General features: G+C 68.4%; 15 protein-coding genes. 3 read left to right on the top strand and 12 right to left on the bottom strand.

Features of this window, described 5'->3' with window-relative positions; translation table 11 throughout:
- Positions 1–4: 4 nt before the first annotated feature.
- Together ACIBGM_RS09480 and ACIBGM_RS09475 are read right to left on the bottom strand one after the other, a co-directional pair.
- Positions 5–607: a PEGA domain-containing protein gene (locus ACIBGM_RS09480; protein WP_396385038.1), complete on the bottom strand. Its 603-nt coding sequence runs from the start codon at positions 605–607 to the stop codon at positions 5–7.
- Complete coding sequence (locus tag ACIBGM_RS09475; RefSeq protein WP_396385037.1) at positions 607–2,190, bottom strand: phage tail tip lysozyme; 1,584 nt, start codon at positions 2,188–2,190, stop codon at positions 607–609. The genes ACIBGM_RS09480 and ACIBGM_RS09475 overlap by 1 nt, the downstream gene beginning before the upstream one ends.
- Before the next feature lie 183 nt (positions 2,191–2,373).
- Here ACIBGM_RS09475 and ACIBGM_RS09470 point away from each other — a divergent pair, with 183 nt between their 5' ends.
- Positions 2,374–3,042 (top strand): GntR family transcriptional regulator, encoded by a 669-nt coding sequence (locus ACIBGM_RS09470; protein WP_360514344.1) that lies wholly within the window; start codon positions 2,374–2,376, stop codon positions 3,040–3,042.
- Positions 3,043–3,117: 75 nt separating this feature from the next.
- Here ACIBGM_RS09470 and ACIBGM_RS09465 read toward each other — a convergent pair whose 3' ends face one another.
- From ACIBGM_RS09465 to ACIBGM_RS09430, 8 genes are all read right to left on the bottom strand, one after another.
- Entirely contained in the window at positions 3,118–5,163 is a 2,046-nt protein-coding gene (locus ACIBGM_RS09465; RefSeq protein ID WP_396385036.1) for a hypothetical protein, read from the bottom strand.
- A gap of 69 nt (positions 5,164–5,232) precedes the next feature.
- On the bottom strand, positions 5,233–6,486 hold the full coding sequence (locus ACIBGM_RS09460; RefSeq protein ID WP_396385035.1) for an enolase C-terminal domain-like protein: 1,254 nt from the start codon (positions 6,484–6,486) through the stop codon (positions 5,233–5,235).
- Entirely contained in the window at positions 6,483–7,307 is an 825-nt protein-coding gene (locus ACIBGM_RS09455) for an SDR family oxidoreductase (RefSeq protein WP_360514335.1), read from the bottom strand. The genes ACIBGM_RS09460 and ACIBGM_RS09455 overlap by 4 nt, the downstream gene beginning before the upstream one ends.
- A gap of 10 nt (positions 7,308–7,317) precedes the next feature.
- On the bottom strand, positions 7,318–8,127 hold the full coding sequence (locus ACIBGM_RS09450) for a carbohydrate ABC transporter permease (protein ID WP_360514332.1): 810 nt from the start codon (positions 8,125–8,127) through the stop codon (positions 7,318–7,320).
- Positions 8,114–9,043 (bottom strand): carbohydrate ABC transporter permease, encoded by a 930-nt coding sequence (locus ACIBGM_RS09445; RefSeq protein WP_396385034.1) that lies wholly within the window; start codon positions 9,041–9,043, stop codon positions 8,114–8,116. Before ACIBGM_RS09445 ends, ACIBGM_RS09450 begins: the two co-directional genes overlap by 14 nt.
- A complete protein-coding gene (locus tag ACIBGM_RS09440; RefSeq protein WP_396385033.1) occupies positions 9,040–10,326 on the bottom strand; it encodes an ABC transporter substrate-binding protein in 1,287 nt (428 codons plus the stop codon). The genes ACIBGM_RS09445 and ACIBGM_RS09440 overlap by 4 nt, the downstream gene beginning before the upstream one ends.
- A 16-nt stretch (positions 10,327–10,342) precedes the next feature.
- A complete protein-coding gene (locus tag ACIBGM_RS09435; protein ID WP_360514323.1) occupies positions 10,343–11,050 on the bottom strand; it encodes an FCD domain-containing protein in 708 nt (235 codons plus the stop codon).
- On the bottom strand, positions 11,047–12,195 hold the full coding sequence (locus tag ACIBGM_RS09430) for a DUF4185 domain-containing protein (protein WP_396385032.1): 1,149 nt from the start codon (positions 12,193–12,195) through the stop codon (positions 11,047–11,049). Before ACIBGM_RS09430 ends, ACIBGM_RS09435 begins: the two co-directional genes overlap by 4 nt.
- 230 nt (positions 12,196–12,425) lie before the next feature.
- On the opposite strand from ACIBGM_RS09430, the gene ACIBGM_RS09425 reads away from it, so the two are divergent.
- Positions 12,426–12,812, top strand: coding sequence for a phage holin family protein (locus tag ACIBGM_RS09425; protein ID WP_360514317.1), 387 nt, complete (start codon positions 12,426–12,428; stop codon positions 12,810–12,812).
- 11 nt (positions 12,813–12,823) lie between these two features.
- On the top strand, positions 12,824–13,246 hold the full coding sequence (locus tag ACIBGM_RS09420) for a low molecular weight protein-tyrosine-phosphatase (RefSeq protein ID WP_396385031.1): 423 nt from the start codon (positions 12,824–12,826) through the stop codon (positions 13,244–13,246).
- On the opposite strand, the gene ACIBGM_RS09415 is transcribed toward ACIBGM_RS09420, so the two are convergent.
- Positions 13,243–14,454, bottom strand: a complete 1,212-nt coding sequence (locus tag ACIBGM_RS09415) for a pyrophosphate--fructose-6-phosphate 1-phosphotransferase (protein WP_396385030.1) — start codon at positions 14,452–14,454, stop codon at positions 13,243–13,245. The genes ACIBGM_RS09420 and ACIBGM_RS09415 overlap by 4 nt on opposite strands.
- A 178-nt stretch (positions 14,455–14,632) precedes the next feature.
- A complete protein-coding gene (locus ACIBGM_RS09410; RefSeq protein ID WP_360514308.1) occupies positions 14,633–15,070 on the bottom strand; it encodes an Lrp/AsnC family transcriptional regulator in 438 nt (145 codons plus the stop codon).
- Positions 15,071–15,101 lie beyond the last annotated feature (31 nt).

Raw genomic sequence — 15,101 nt, 5'->3', positions numbered from 1 at the left:
AGCTCTACTTCGTGTAGATGAGCTCGAGTTTCTCGGGCTCGTAGCCGTGGCCGGTCAGCCACTCGAGGGCCTTCTTCTGGCCTTCGGAGTCGGTGATCTTGATGTAGAAGGCCAGGTACTCGGGATCGCCGGGGTGGGCCTGCGAGATGCCCTGGTTGATGGTGAAGCCGGGGCCGATGTACGGGAGCTCCTGCAGGATCGGGTACTTGGCCGTGAGGCGGCGGTTGAGCTCATCGAAGCGGCGGCCGGACTCAGCCTCGGCCTCCAGCTGCTCGCCCGGATGCTGCTTCTCCCAGGCGCGGCCCTCCGCGCTGTTGGAGAACAGGTACATCTTGTACTGCGAGTCCTCGCTGATCTCGACCGTCTGGGTGTAGGACTGGAAGCCACGCCGCTCGCCGGTGAGCGTGTGCTTGCCTTCCTTCAGCTTGATCTCGCCGTTGGCCGGGACCTGCTTGCCGTCCACGGTGAGGGTCAGGTCGTTCGGGATCGACTTCACGGTGAGCGTGTGCTCGGGGTTGCCGCGGAACAGCAGGATCCCACCGAGCACGATCAGCGCGATCACGACCACCGTGCCGCTCAGCACGAACAGCCGCCGGTTCTCATCCATCAGTCCGAAGCTCCAGATTGCTTGAGCCGGGCCACCGTGTAGTGGCCGCGGCTGTCGGAGAAGTACACGTGCGAGGCCTCCGGCACGTGACCGTACAACGACGCCGACGCCGCGTTGTACGTGCGCCCGTCGCCGCCCTCGTAGTTCCCGGTGTACAGGTAGGTGTGACCGTCGATGATGAAGATGTCGCCGGGCTTCAGCTGGCCCTCGTTGGTGAAGTTGTCGAACAGGTCGTACTTCCCGGAGTTGCGCAGGTAGGCCAGCTGGGCGGTCGTCCCGCGCGGGGCGTAGTCCGGGTCCGCACCACTCATCCGCATCACCGTCGCCACGAACACGCCGCAGTCGGTCAGCACGTCCTCGCCGGACGAACCGTTGTGGTCACGCACCGCCTGCGCGTAGGTCGGGTCGATCGGCTTGGGGTTGTGGCCGTGGTTCGGGGTGTTCCAGGCGAGTTGGAGGGCGGTCTGCACGATGTCGCCGTTGCCCGCGCAGCCGCCGGCCGGCGCGGTCCCGCCGAACGTCGCCAGCACCTCGCGGGCCGCGGTCTTGCGCTGGGTGTACCGCTCGTGGTTGAGGTTGTCGGAGCCCAGGAAGCGTTCGTAGTACCGGCCGAAGGCGACCGCGGCGTCCTCGACCGTCCGTGTCTGCTTGAGCATGTCGCCGGCTTGCTCTTCCGGGATCGCGGTCTCGCCGTCCAGCTGCTTCTTGAGGAACTCGAGCTGGTACTCCAGCGAGGCGATCACGGCGTCGTCGATGCCGGCCTGGCGGGACGGGTTGATCATCTTGCCGGCCGGCGTCCACTGGACGATGCCCCAGCCGCCGGAGAAGGTGACCACGTCCGACGGGTTGGTCACCGTGCCCGGTGCGGTGCCCTCCTTCCGGCCGGGCTCCACGCCGGACTCGTGGATCATGTTGCCGACGATCCCGGCGGCCTGCTCCTTGGTGTAGCCGTTCGAGGCGAAGTAGTTGAACGCCTTCTGCTGGTTGTTCGACCCGACCAGGCCGCTGCAGCCGCACCCGCCGCTGTCGGCTCCGGTCTCGTCGCCGAACAGGTTGTCTTCCTCGGGCTTGGTGTTGACCAGGTCGCCGTTATTTCCCTTGTCGATCCACAGCTCGAAGTGCAGGTGGGCGCCGGTCAGGCCCGGAGTACTTTCGTCCTCGGAGCCGACGGTGCCGATCGGGTCGCCCCGCTTGACCGTCTGCCCGTTCCGGACCGAGATGTCCTTCAGGTACTTGTACCGGGTCTCGACGCCCCGGTCGTGCTTGATCCGGATCTGGCGGTCGGCCGTGGAGACGATCTCGCCGTCCTCGCCGGCGTAGACCTTCTTGCCCTCCTCGATCTCGAAGTCGATCCCGGAGTGGCTGTTGCCCTCGGAGTCGGGATCCGACCAGCCCTGGTCGATCTCGTGCCGGTCGGTCGGCCACGCGAAGGTGGCGCCCTCGGTCTCGGACGGCACGCACTGGGCCGCCGCGGTGTCCATGCTGGCCAGGCCGCCGACGATCAGCGCGACCACGATGATCAGCGGCAGGACCAGCACCAGCATGACGCCGCCGAGGATCGGCAGTGCTTTGCTGTCACCCACGGTCGGCTCCTCGCTGGCTCAGTGGCCCTCCGCGGCGGATCGCGGAGAGGGGCGGCCACTGGGGAAGATGCTGCCCGAAAACAAGGTCACCATGTCGGGAGTTATCCACAGGTTGGGCGGCGGGTCGGGCGCGGACGCCGGGTCGCGCGCGACAACGGACCTTGACTGGACGAGAATCTCCCCATGTACGAACGGCTGCGGGTGGATCGCTCGACCACGGTGGACCGGGTGGTCGACGCGCTGCGCGCTGCCCTCTTCGCCGGCGACCTGGAGCCTGGTACGCCGTTGCGCGAGCAACCGCTCGCCGAGGCGCTGGGTGTTGCCCGGAGCACCGTTCGCGAGGCGATGACGATGCTGGTCACCGAGGGTCTCGCGATCCGGGAGCCGAACAAGGGCGTCAGCGTCGCGATCCTGCACCCGGAGGCGGTGGCCGACATCTGCCGGGCCCGGTTCGTACTGGAGTCGGCCGGGATCCGGGCCTGGTTCGACGCCGACGAGGCAGCGCGGGAGCGGGTCCGGGAGGCGATGCGGACGTTCGCCGCGACCGCCAAGGACGGCGCCGACCCGGAGGCGATGACCGAGACGCACCTGGCCATCCACCGCAGCCTGGTCGCGCTGACCGGCAGCGAGCGGCTGATCGCGACCGCCGACGCGATCACTGGCGAGGCGCGGCTCGCGCTGGCCCGCGTGGACGCGCTCCGCCAGGACGCCCGGCAGCAGGTCGCCTCACACCGCAAGCTCGTCCGCCTGCTCGAACGCGGCGAGCTAGACGAGTGCGTCGAGGAACTCAGCCGCCACCTAGCCGGCGCCCAAGAGTCCCTCCTCGAAGCGATCGCAACCCCTCCCACCTAACAGCTCGCCCCCCAATCCGAGGGGTTGCCCCCTCAAAATCCCAGTGGGCAACCCCCGATGTCAGGGGGCAACGCCCTAGCGGGGGAGCAGGCCGGTGGCGGTGATGTCGTAGGTCGTTGAGCCGATGCGGAGGCCTGTCAGGCGGGCGTCTGGGTCTAGGGCGTGGACCTGAGGGTTGGCGGTGACGGTGCCGTCCAGGGCGATGTCCAGGCCGAAGACACCCTCCAGGATCAGGCTGACCCAGGAGCCGGACGACGAGCAGGACCAGTCGATCAGGTACGGGAACTGCGGCGGCGACTTGCGCGCCCCACCCGCCATCGCCGGCACCGCCTCCTCCACGAAGTGCGCCTGACCACACGGACCCTGGTTGGCCGTCCGAGCCAGCCCCGGCAGCCAGTCCAGCAGGACGTCACCACGACCCAGCGCGAACAACGCTCGCCCCGCATCCGCCGGCCAGGCCGGGTACGCGCCGTTCCACTGGTGATCCGGCCGCACGCTGAAGGCAGCATCGGCGTCGTACGGCGACAGCGCACGCATCCACGTGGGCGTCTGCAACTCCCGCCGGAAGAACGCGACCATCTCGCTGCGCTGCTCCGGCGAGAGGTCGGCCGCCATCGTCGTACCCACGATGTTGAAGTCGTAGCAGTGCCGAACCGGGACCAGTGCGCCATCCGGCTGGCGTGCGTGCCAGAAGCCGGCGCCCTCGATGTACAGCTCGTTGACGTGGCCTGCCTGCTCGTCCGCCTCCTTGCGCAGCAGCTCGGCACGGTCGTCGTCGCCAGAGCGTGCGGCGACCTCAGCGGCGACGCGCAGGCACCAGATGTTGGCGGCGTTGAAGCTGGCCACCTCGTGCACGTAGCTGCTGACGCACTCCAGCAGATTGTCGATGCCGCCGTAGTCCGCCAGCGCGTGCTCGCCACGCAGACCGCGCCAGGCGGTCGCCCAGTCGTGCAGGTGCTCCGCCACCGGCTTGTCGCCCACAGCGGCGTCCAGGAAGCCGGAGTCCCCGGTGAAGCGCACGTAGTCGCGGACCAGCCGGGTCATGGCGAAGTCGTTGACCGAGTACCAGTAGCCGACCGGACCGCCGGTCAGCCACTCGGTACCGAAGTGTTTGTGGATGTCGAGGTCGATCCAGTGCTCGATGTGCCGCCGCATCGGCTCCGGGTCCAGCAGAGCATGCGTCAGCGAGGACAGGCTGTAGTCCCAGATGAAGGTCGTGGTCTGCCAGTACCGCGGCATCAGCGTGTCGTACGTCCGCCCGAGCACACTGGCCGGGTTGTCGCGCCGGAACCACACCACACCGAGCACACCCCACCAGTACAGCTTCCGCAGCGCCTCGTTCGACGTCTCCAGGATCGGCAGCGACCCACTGAACCCGTCACCGGCCGGGTCGAACGCATCCGCCAGCGCCTTGTCCCACGCAGTCTCCGCCGCAGCGAAGACAGCCGTCACATCGTCCACACAGGCGTCGTAATGAGATGTCGCCTCAGCGAGATCGCCCGCCAGCACGTGCACATACCCAAGACGCGCGCGCCCCGACTCGTCGAGCTCAACAGTTGCCTCAAGCATCGACCGGTCCACGGAGGCCGGTACGTCGACACCCTGCAAGCTCACCGCGGACCCGGACTCCCCAGTGCCGACAACCCGATTGTCGACAATCCGCAAGGTGTTCGGTTCCGACGGCGGCTCGGGCTTCAACCAACCGCTCCCCGAGCGGGTCGCCGTACTGTCCAAAGCAAACCCGAGGCGGACCGAGCGCCCGGCCGCACCGGACACCTCGAGCTGCACGACGACCGCGGGGCGACCAGGGGCGCAGGCAGTGGTCGTGCGCAGCGTCAGCCCGTCGACCACCGTCGAGCGCACCACGCAGTCAGGACGCCACACCACCTCGACCACGCCTCCGTACGAGCGGGCCAGCCGCCCGTCCACGTACAGCTGACCGGTGATGCAGTCCCCGTGCGAGTACGGCGGGAAGTTCACGCTGCGGATCGCGAACACGTCCAGGTCCACCTGCGCGGTGCCCAGGAAGTTCGTCAACCCGGGCGGGTTGAACATGTCGTCGTACGTGTGGGTCAAGACGTCGCTGGCGAGGTCGGCGCTGGACGGGATGGTCGTGGTCATGGGGCCTCCCGGCCTGGACTGAGGAGCGGAGGGAGCGAAGCGATTGGAGTGACGAGGGAAGGCCGGGAGTCAGGGCCCCATGACACGCCGTGCCGGAGGCGCGGCCGAAGGCACAGGGTCGGCCCAATCGGTGTTCGGCAGCAGGGGGTACCAGTCCGGTCTGGCCGGGTCCCGGTCGTAGGGGTAGGGGCCGAGCTCGTGGAACAGCTCCGCGTACTCGGCGAGTTTGTCGCGGTCCAGCTCGACGCCGAGCCCGGGGCCGTCCGGTACGGCGATCGCGCCGCCGTCGTACGGAATCTTGCCGCCGGCAATGATGTCGTCGCGCAGGTGGTGGTAGTGCGCGTCCGCCGCGAAGGACAGGTTCGGTACGACGGCCCCCAGGTGCAGCATCGTGGCCAGCTGGATGCCGAGCTCGCCGGAGGAGTGCACGGCGACGCCGAGCTGGAACGTCTCGCAGACGCCGGCCGCCTTGATGCACGGCCGGATGCCGCCCCAGAACGTGGTGTCGAGCAGGATCACGTCGACGGCGGGGTCGCGGACGTTCGCGGCGAGCTGCTCGAAGTTCACCACGACGGTGTTCGTGGCCAGCGGGATCGAGGTCTTCGAACGGACCCGGCGCATCCCGTTCAGGCCCCAGGTCGGGTCCTCGAGGTAGTCGTTGTCGAGGTCCTCGATACCGCGGGCGAACCGGATCGCCTCCTCGACCCCGAAGGCACCGTTCGGGTCGAACCGGACCCGGTGCCCGGGGAACGCCTCGGCCAGCGCCCGGAAGCACTCGCGCTCGTAGTCCGGCGGGAAGACGCCGCCCTTCAGCTTGTGCACGCTGAACCCGTGCTCGTCGACGAGCTCGCGCGCATGCTTGACCAGCTGCTCCGCCGTGCGGATCTCGCCGGTCCCGTCGTCGGCCGCGTGCCGGAAGAACAGGTAGCTCGCGAACGGCACCTTCGAGCGGACCTTGCCACCGAGCAGCTCGTGCACCGGCACGCCGAGGTGCTTGCCCTGCAGGTCGAGACACGCGAACTCGACCGCGGCCAGCAGCTGCGTCCGGTTGTTGTAGAGACTCGCGGTCGGGTTGGCGAGCATCCAGCGCAAAGCTTCGGTACGCGCGGGGTCGTGGCCGACCAGATAGGGCTTGAGACCGACGACAGCCGCCTCGGCGCTCTGCCCGCCACCGCCCATCTCGCCCAGCCCGATCAGCCCGTTGTCGGCCTCGATCTCGACCACGGTCCGCACGAAGCGCCCCCAGTGCGCGCCGTTGCTGTGCCGCAACGGCGCCTCCAGCGGCATCGTCACGGTAGTGGCCCGGATGTCGACAATCCTCACTTCGAGTCCTCCGGCAGTACGACGGCCAGCCCCGCGGTCAGCCCGCCGTCCACCTTCACGTCCGCCCCGGTCACGAAAGCCGCGGCCGGAGACGCCAGGAAATGGATGACCTCGGCAACTTCTCCAGGCGTCGCCACCCGGCCGAGCGGGTGCGAGCGGCCCCACTCGGCAACCACCTCGTCCGTCGACCGCCCACCACCGAACTGGGCGGCCGACGTCCGCAGCATCGGCGTGTCCACGGATCCCGGACAGACAGCGTTCACCCGGATCCCCTCCGGAGCGTGGTCGACAGCCATCGCCCGGACCAGGGACAGCAGCGCACCCTTGCCCATCGAGTACGCCGCCACGCTCTTCTGAGCCGCGTACGCCTGCACGGACGCGACCACTACGATGCTGCCACCACGCGGGAGCTTCGGCACGAACGCCTGGCACGCGAAGAACACGCCCCCGACGTTGATCGCCATCACCTCGTCGTAGACGGCATGCGGAGTGTCCACCACCGTGCCGTACCGCTGCACCCCAGCCGCGCAAACCAGCACGTCCACGCTGTCCAACTGCTCCGCAGCTCCTGCCAAGGCAGCCCGGTCACCGGCGTCGACGGCGATCCCCCGCACCCCCAACTCGTCCTGGAGGGACGCGAGGGCATCCGCATCCCGGTCCAGCACCACGACGTCGTCGCCCGCGGCATGGAAACGTTCGACCGCACCACGGCCGATCCCCGCGGCTCCCCCGGTGACTACAACCGTGCGACGGCCCCCCACCCCGCCGCCGGAGGCGGCGCTGTCGTCGACACCGAAGGTGTCCTCAGGTGCCTGTGGCATATGCGTCCTTTCAGAACTGACCCAGGGCCAGGCCCCGGGAGAAGAAGCGTTGTGCGGCAAGGAACAGGATGACGGTGGGCAGTGACACAAGCAGGCCGCCCGCGAGCACGGTCGGCAGCGCGGCGCCGCCGTACGTGCTCTGCAGGCCGGTCAGGGCGGGCATGATCGGGCGGACCGACTCGGACTGGCTCAAGGTCAGGCCGAGCAGCAGGTCGTTCCAGACGAAGGTGGCCTGCAGGATGAAGATCGCCGCCAGCGCCGACCCGGCCATCGGCAGGTAGATGCTGCGGAAGATCCGGAACAGCCCGCCGCCGTCGACCACCGCGGCCTCGAACACGCTGCGCGCGATCCCGGTGAAGAAGTTGCGCATCACGAACGCCGAGAACGGCACGCTGATCGCGGTGTAGACGACCACCATCCCGAGCCGGGTGTCGTAGAGGCCGGAGTCGGCGTACCCGGAGAAGAGCGGCATCAGGATCATCTGCAGCGGGAAGATCGTCCCGCCGAAGATGAACACAAACCACAGGAACCCGTGGCGCAACCGCAGTACGACGATCGCGTAGCCGGCCGCGGCGCCGATCAGCACCGCGAGCACCGGCGACACCACGCTGTACAGCGTCGTCGCCACCAGGGTGTCGCCCAGCGCGGCCTTACTCCACGCGTCCGCGAAGTTCGCGAACAGGGCGAACCCGTCCGGCTTCCACACAGACGCAGGGTCGTACCCGTCGACGGCCTTGGACGCGTTGACGATCAGCAGGTAGACGGGCGCGAGCCACAGCAGCCCGAGGACGACGAGGACTCCGGTCCTAACCTTGCTCACGCGAGTCCCCCAGTTGGTAGCGCAGGTACAGGATCGACGCGGCGAAGGTGACCAGGCTCAGGAACAACGCGATCGCGGAGCCCTGCCCGTAGTCGTTCAGTACGAACGTCTCCTTGTACATGGAGAGTGCGAGCGTCTCGGACGACGTACCAGGACCGCCTTGGGTCATCACCCACACCACATCGAACGTCTTGAGACTGCCGACGATCGACAACCCGATCACGACCGTCGTGATCGGCCGAAGCTGCGGCCAGAGGTGGCCCAGGAACAGCCGGAACCCCTCGGCGCCGTCCAGCCGGGCAGCCTCGAGCGGCTCGGCCGGGATGGACTGCAGACCGACGACGAACAGCAGCGCGTTCACACCGGCCGCCTGCCAGGTCACCGCGACGATCATCATCAGCGTGTTGCCCGGACCGGCCTGCAGCCAGCCGGTGTGCTCACCGGGCAGCCCGAAGAACCCGAGTGCCTGGCCGAGCGCGCCGTCCGGTTGCAGCACGAAGCCCCAGATCACGCCGACGGCCACACCGGAGATCGCGTACGGCAGCAGGAACGGCAACCGCAGCCACGTGCCCCACTTGTGCCCATAGGTCAGTACGGCGACCAGCAGCCCGAGCATCACGGGGAGCGTCACCATGCCGGCGACCCACAGCAGCGTGTTGACCAGCGCCCCCACCAGGTCGGGATCGCTGAACATCGCCTTGTAGTTGGCCAGCCCGGACCAGACCGGCGACGCCAGGCCGTCGTAGTCGGTGAAGCTGATGTACGTCGTCCACAGGAACGGCAGGTACAGCAGCAGTGCGACCACACCAGCAGCCGGCAGCCCGAACAGGGGCGCGACCCGCGCACCCGTCCGGGCTGACTGCTGGGCGGTGGCCCGCTGCTTGGTGGCAGCGGGCCGCTCGATCGTGGAGGTCACTTCTGCTTGGCCCAGTACGCGTCCGCCTCGGCCTGGATCTTCTGAAGGCCCGGCAACGGGTCGCCCGGCTTGGTGACGAACGCCCCGAACACCTCCAGCGCCTTGTTCGCGACCGGCACCGGCGTCGCCTCGAACCAGCGGTTGATCAGCCGGTACCCCTCACCACCGACGTCCTTGTTGAGCGCGGCCAGGCTCGGGTCCTTGACCTCGGCCTTCGGGTTGAAGGACAGGTCGCCGCGGGAGTTCGCCCAGGCGGTCTGCGCCTCCGGAGTGACCCACCACTCGGTCCACTTCTTGACCGTCGAGGTGTGCTCGCTCTGAGCCGCCGAGCACACCGGGCCGGTCTCGAAGATCATCGACGTCTTCGGCAGCGCCGGGTTCACGTTCGGGATGACGAAGAAGTCGTAGTCGGTGCCGGCCTTCATCTTCAGCGAGTTCAGGTTGCCGCTGAACCAGGTGCCGAAGTTGATCATCGCCACGTCGCCGTTCTTCAGCTGCGCCTGCGGCTCGGTCTTCGAGCCGGGGTCGCTGAAGTAGCCGGCGTCGATCATCTTCTTCCAGTCGTTCATCACCTCGACCACACCCGGGTCGGTCCACTTCGCCTTGCCGGCTGCGAGGGCGTCGTACAGGTCCGGGTCCTTGCCGGCCAGCAGCGTCTCGAACCAGACGAAGCTGAACAGGATGTTGGTCTGGTAGAACGGCTTCACGCCGGCCGCCTTGACCTTGTCGGCGACCGCCACCAGGTCAGCCCAGGTCTTCGGGGTCGCGGTGATCCCGGCCTTCTTGAAGACGGCCTTGTTGTAGTACATCACCCAGTAGCCGGCGTTCAGCGGGACGCAGTACTGCTTGCCGTCGAACGTGAAGTACTGCTTGAGCTGCTCCGGCACGTTGCCGTCGGCAACCGCCTTGGTCCACTGGTCGGTGGTCTCGGCGACCAGCTTCTGGTCGACGAGGTCCTCGAGCTCCTTGCCGGTGTGCCAGGTGAACAGGTCCGCCTTCTCCTTGGTCCGGAACGACGACCGGATGAACGCGGTGTAGGTGTTGGAGTCGGAGTACCCGACCGGCTCCATCCCGACCCCGATGTCCTTCTTGCTGGCCGCGCCGACCCGGACGAAGGCGTCCTTCCAGCCGCCCTTGTCGTTGTAGAACTTCAGCGAGTCGACCGGCTTGTCCTCGCCCTTGGCGGCCTCGGTGCCGCCGCCACCGCCCCCGCAGGCGGACAGCACGAGCGCGCCGGCCACCGCCAGAGCGGTCAGTGCTTTGCGGTTGGTGATGCGTGACATGGTGCGTCCTTCCAGCTCAGGGTTGCTGAAGTCGGTCGTTGATGACGGCAAGGACTCCGTCGAGGTGTTCGCGGGTGAGGCGTTCGGCCAGCTCGGGATCACCGGCCAGTACGGCGGCGTGGATGGCCCGGTGCTCGTCCAGGTCGGTCTGCCGGTCGCCGTGGATGTGCAGGATCTCCAGCTGCTCGCGGACATTGACCACGGTCACGGACTCGACCACCTCGGCCAGCGTCGCGTTCCCGGACGCCTGTGCGAGGGAGCGGTGGAAGTCCATGTTGACCTCGGCCAGCTGCGCGTGGTCGCCGGAGGCGATCAGCTCCGCCGCGGCGGTGAGGTCGCGGTCCATCCGCTGCAACGCGGCCTCGGTCCGGACCCGCGCGGCCAGGGCGGCCACCGGCGGTTCGATCAGGGCACGGGCCTGCAGCAGCTCGATCAGGCGGTCCGACGAGGGGGTCGGTGCCAGTGGGTTCGGCAGGACCAGGCGGCCGATGTGCGGGCCGACGTACACACCGGACCCGTGCCGCAGCTCGACCGCACCGGTGGCTTCCAGCCGTCGCAGCGCTTCCCGAACCGTCGGTACGGCGACCTTGAACCGGTCGGCCAGCGACCGGACCGACTCGAACTGGTCACCCGACGCCAGCTTGCGGTCCGCGATCAGCGCCAGCATGGACGCGGCCAGGTCGTCGAGCAGACTCCGCCGTACGACGCCACCCGACGTGCTCATTGCGCTGCCGCCAGGGTGACGGCGACGAAGCGTGGCCGGTAGATGCTCACGTCGGCGTACAGGTCCGTGTTGGCGTCCAGGCTGTTGACGTTGTAGCTGATCAGCAGCTCGTTGCCGCGGCGCCGGTCCGGGTGGTCGTGAGAGTTGTACGTGATGATGTTGGCGTTCTGGTAGCTGCCGTCGGCACCGGTCTCCGGGGTCTGATAGAGCTCGACCGGCTTGACGAACGGACCGGTCGGCGAGCAGGAGAAGTACCCGAGGACTCGCTTGCTGAACAACTCGGTGGTGTCGTGCGTGACCAGCACGTAGCCGTCACGCCACCTGGTCACGCTGTGCTCGTTGGCGACGCCCTCCAGCACGCGCACCGAGGCGGTCTCGTCCGCCGACCAGCCGCTGCCGGTCCAGTACTCCCACGGCTTCCCGATGAGGTCGTCGCCGCGCACCCGCGCCACGTGCTGGTACTTCGACGCACCCAGGTCCTCGACACCGTAGATGTAGGTGTAGCCGCCGTCCCGTTGCAGCCACGCCGACCACTGCACGTTGGCGGCGGACGGGATCGGGATCAGCTTGCGGAGCTTCAGCGACTTGCTGTCGAACCGGGCGACGTAGTTGCTGGCCCAGCGCCAGTCCCACTGTCCCGGACCGGTCTTCTCGAACCGGAGGGCGACGACGTCGAGGTTGCGGCCCGCGTCGCTGGTCTGCGCTGCGCCGAACCAGTACCAGCCGTTGGCCGGCGGTGGTACGAGCGCTTTCGGGTTGACCGTCGTACCCCCGGTGACGGTCTTCAGCGAGCTGCCCCGCTGAACCACGAACGAGTTGTTGATGAACGGCGTCGTGGTCGGACGACTGCCGTCGGGGTTCACCGGGCCGAGGAACGTGTCGGAGAAGATCCACACGGTCCGGCCGCCGGAGAGCTTGACCGAGTTGGTGGTGTCGCCGCCGGTCCAGCCCTTGCCGGTGTTGCTGTAGGCGTTGAGCTGACCCTCCGGGTCGGCATGCGGCTGCGCCTGCGCCGTCCAGTTGGTCCGTACGGCGTCGCACTCGGCGGCCCCGTCCGGAGTGGCAGCCTCGGCCGCCGGCACGCCAACTGCCGTCGCTGCCAGCGACAGTGCGGCTACTGCAGACACCCAACGACGTGGTGACATCTTGGCTCCCAGCCCCGGTTTCCCGGCAGTCATTCACCGCACGAACGAAAGTGATCTGATCACTTGGTCATTAGCCTGTCAAGAGCCCGCCCTCTGATGCACCTTGAGAACCCACCAACCACTTCCTGCGCCCGGAAACGATCGGTGGGTTCTCAAGGTCGAGGGAGTCGGGGTCGGATCAGGGTGTGGCAGGGGTCGCGGGGCACCGGGCGGGTGGGAGGATCGACGGCATGAAGAACTTGATCATCAAGTTGCTCGCCAACGCGGTCGCGCTCGCGATCGCGGCCTGGCTCATCAGCGGGATCACCATCCAGGGCGCCACCACCGGCCGGCGGATCCTCACGCTGCTGATCGTGGCGGCCATCTTCGGCCTGGTGAACGCGATCGTGAAGCCGATCGTGAAGCTGCTGTCGCTGCCGTTCATCATTCTGACGCTCGGCCTGCTGATCTTCGTGATCAACGCCGCGATGCTGCTGCTCACCTCGTGGATCACCGGGAAGCTGGACGTCCAGTTCCACGTCGACGGCTTCTGGGCGGCGCTGCTGGGCTCGCTGGTGATCACGGTCGTCGGCATGCTGCTGAACGCCGTACTCCCGGACAAGGCGGAGATCCGCTGACCGTGCGCCGGGTGGAGATTGTCTGCAGCGGGAACATCTGCCGGTCGCCGATCGGTGAGGTGGTGCTGCGCGCGAAGCTGGCCGAGGCGGGGATCGACGACGTGGTCGTGACCAGCTCAGGCACCGGTGGGTGGCACGTCGGCGACCCGATGGACCCGCGCGCCGCGGCCGCGCTCAGGCGGCGTGGGTACGACGGGAGCGCGCACCGGGCGCAGCAGTTCCGGACCGCGTGGCTCACCGACCGCGACCTGGTCCTCGCGATGGACTCCGGTCACCTGTCGGAGCTGACCCGCCGGGGCGGAACTGTCCAGTTGTTCGCGGAGATCGACGTACCGGATCCGTACTACGGCGAGGACGACGGCTTCGACGACGTCCTCGACCAGATCGAGAAGGCGGCCGACGTGTGGGTCGGCCGCCTCCGGTCGAAGCCCTAGGACTGGCCGATCTCGGCCCGCAGGCCGACGAACCACTCGACGCCCGGGTCGAACTCCTTGCCGCCGGCGATCCGCGGGAACTCGATCGCCCGGAGCTCGTCGCCGCGCTCCTCGTCGTGACCGACCACACCGCTCTCACCGCGCAGCGCGGCGTCGACCGCGTAGTCGGTGCACTCCTTGATCAGCGCGAGGTCGCGGTCGTTGGCCGCGGCCGAGCGGCTGAAGTAGCCGCTCTTCTGCACCATCGTCTTCTCGGCGCCGATCCGCTCGGCGAACTGCTTGGCGAACCACGCGCCCGGGTTGATGGTGTCGAGCTTGACGTGCCCGAACGGGTCCCGGCCGACCTCCTCGCCGCGGGCCTCCAGCTCGGCCACGATCGACTCCACGCCGGCGCCCTCGGACAGGAAGATGTTGACGCAGTCGGTCTCGTCCATCACCTTGCGCAGCCGGTCCGCCTCGGCGTCCAGATCGATCGTTGCCTCCGGCACGTACACCGCGTGCACGTCCCAGCCGGCCGCGTCCAGGCCGATGCCCGGGTTCCAGTCCTGCTGCTTCCACCAGTCGCGGTACGCCTGCGCCGTTGCCGCGGTCAACCATCCGCAGTTGCGGCCCATCACCTCGTGGACGATCAGCATCCGGGGGTTCGAGGAGTGCTCGGCGATGATGTTGCGGGCGTACAGCGCGCCCTGCTCGGCCGCGGTCCAGGCGCCCAGGCTCTGCCGGATCGGGATCACGTCGTTGTCGATCGTCTTCGGCAGGCCGACCACGGTCAGGTCGTAGTCGTGCTCGTGCAGGTACGCCGCCAGGTCCGCGGCGGTGGTGTTGGTGTCGTCACCACCGATGGTGTGCAGTACGTCGACGCCGTCGGCGACCAGCCGCTCGGCCGCGACCTGGAGGGCGTTCTGGCCGTCGGCGATCAGGCCGCGCTTGACCAGGTCGGCAGTGTTGGTCAGCTTGACCCGGCTGTTGCCGATCGGGCTGCCGCCGAACTTGTGCAGCAGGCCCGCCTTCTCGCGCACCTCGGGGGTCACGTCGAGGTGCCGGCCGCTGAGCAGGCCGTGGTAGCCGTTCAGGTAGGCGATGATCTCCACGTCGGGCGCCACCTCGGTGTAGCGCTCGATCAGCCCGCCGACGGCGGACGACAGGCAGGGCGCGAGCCCGCCGGCGGTGAGCAGGGCAACTCTGCGGACAGACTTGTCGGCAGCCATGGGTCGGGTCCTTCCAAAGGTCGCTGAAGTCGCCCCCAAGAGTAGTGATGCAGACCACTCCCGGCGGTGGTTAGGCCCACTGTGCGGACCGCCACGCCATCACAACCGCGGCCGCGGCCGCGGTCCCCGCGGGAGGCGGGCGGGATCGGGCGATTGTGATGGGCTGGCGGTCCGCCCCTCAGTCGAGGGGGACCGGGCGGGGTGGGACCGGGGTGGAGACGACGAACGAGCTGTTCGTCCGGCCGTAGGGGCCGAAGTGGTCGAGGAGGGCCTCGAGCTTGTCGATCGCGGCGACCTGGACCCGCATCAGGAAGCAGTCCTCGCCGGAGATCCGGTGGCACTCGACGACCTCCGGCGTACTCCGCGCCAGCTCCGCGATCCGCAGGACCTGGCCAGGCCCCGGCTGGAGCCGGACCCAGGCGGCGACCGGCCGGCCGAGCGCAGCCGGATCGATGTCGAGCCGATACCCGCGGATCACGCCGGACTCCTCCAGCCGGGTGACCCGCTCGCGCACGGTCGGCGTCGAGACACCCAGCCGGCGGGCCAGCTCGGCGGTCCGCAGCCGGGGATCGGCTTCCAGCTCCTGCAGGATCCGGATGTTCAACTCATCCAGCAATCCGCTTTTCGTTTCGGTAAGCAACTCAGCC

The organism is Kribbella sp. NPDC050470, assembly GCF_044458365.1.
Lineage (GTDB): Bacteria > Actinomycetota > Actinomycetes > Propionibacteriales > Kribbellaceae > Kribbella.
The sequence above is the reverse complement of the archived record's forward strand: the minus strand, read 5'-3'. Positions and strand labels throughout refer to the sequence as shown.

Excerpts from the sequence above, each read along its gene's own strand:
- ACIBGM_RS09455 (WP_360514335.1), bottom strand. The coding sequence starts at position 7,307 with ATGCCACAGGCACCTGAGGACACCTTCGGTGTCGACGACAGCGCCGCC.
- ACIBGM_RS09480 (WP_396385038.1), bottom strand. The coding sequence starts at position 607 with ATGGATGAGAACCGGCGGCTGTTCGTGCTGAGCGGCACGGTGGTCGTG.
- ACIBGM_RS09435 (WP_360514323.1), bottom strand. The coding sequence starts at position 11,050 with ATGAGCACGTCGGGTGGCGTCGTACGGCGGAGTCTGCTCGACGACCTG.
- ACIBGM_RS09430 (WP_396385032.1), bottom strand. The coding sequence starts at position 12,195 with ATGTCACCACGTCGTTGGGTGTCTGCAGTAGCCGCACTGTCGCTGGCA.
- ACIBGM_RS09415 (WP_396385030.1), bottom strand. The coding sequence starts at position 14,454 with ATGGCTGCCGACAAGTCTGTCCGCAGAGTTGCCCTGCTCACCGCCGGC.
- ACIBGM_RS09465 (WP_396385036.1), bottom strand. The coding sequence starts at position 5,163 with ATGACCACGACCATCCCGTCCAGCGCCGACCTCGCCAGCGACGTCTTG.
- ACIBGM_RS09425 (WP_360514317.1), top strand. The coding sequence starts at position 12,426 with ATGAAGAACTTGATCATCAAGTTGCTCGCCAACGCGGTCGCGCTCGCG.
- ACIBGM_RS09440 (WP_396385033.1), bottom strand. The coding sequence starts at position 10,326 with ATGTCACGCATCACCAACCGCAAAGCACTGACCGCTCTGGCGGTGGCC.
- ACIBGM_RS09470 (WP_360514344.1), top strand. The coding sequence starts at position 2,374 with ATGTACGAACGGCTGCGGGTGGATCGCTCGACCACGGTGGACCGGGTG.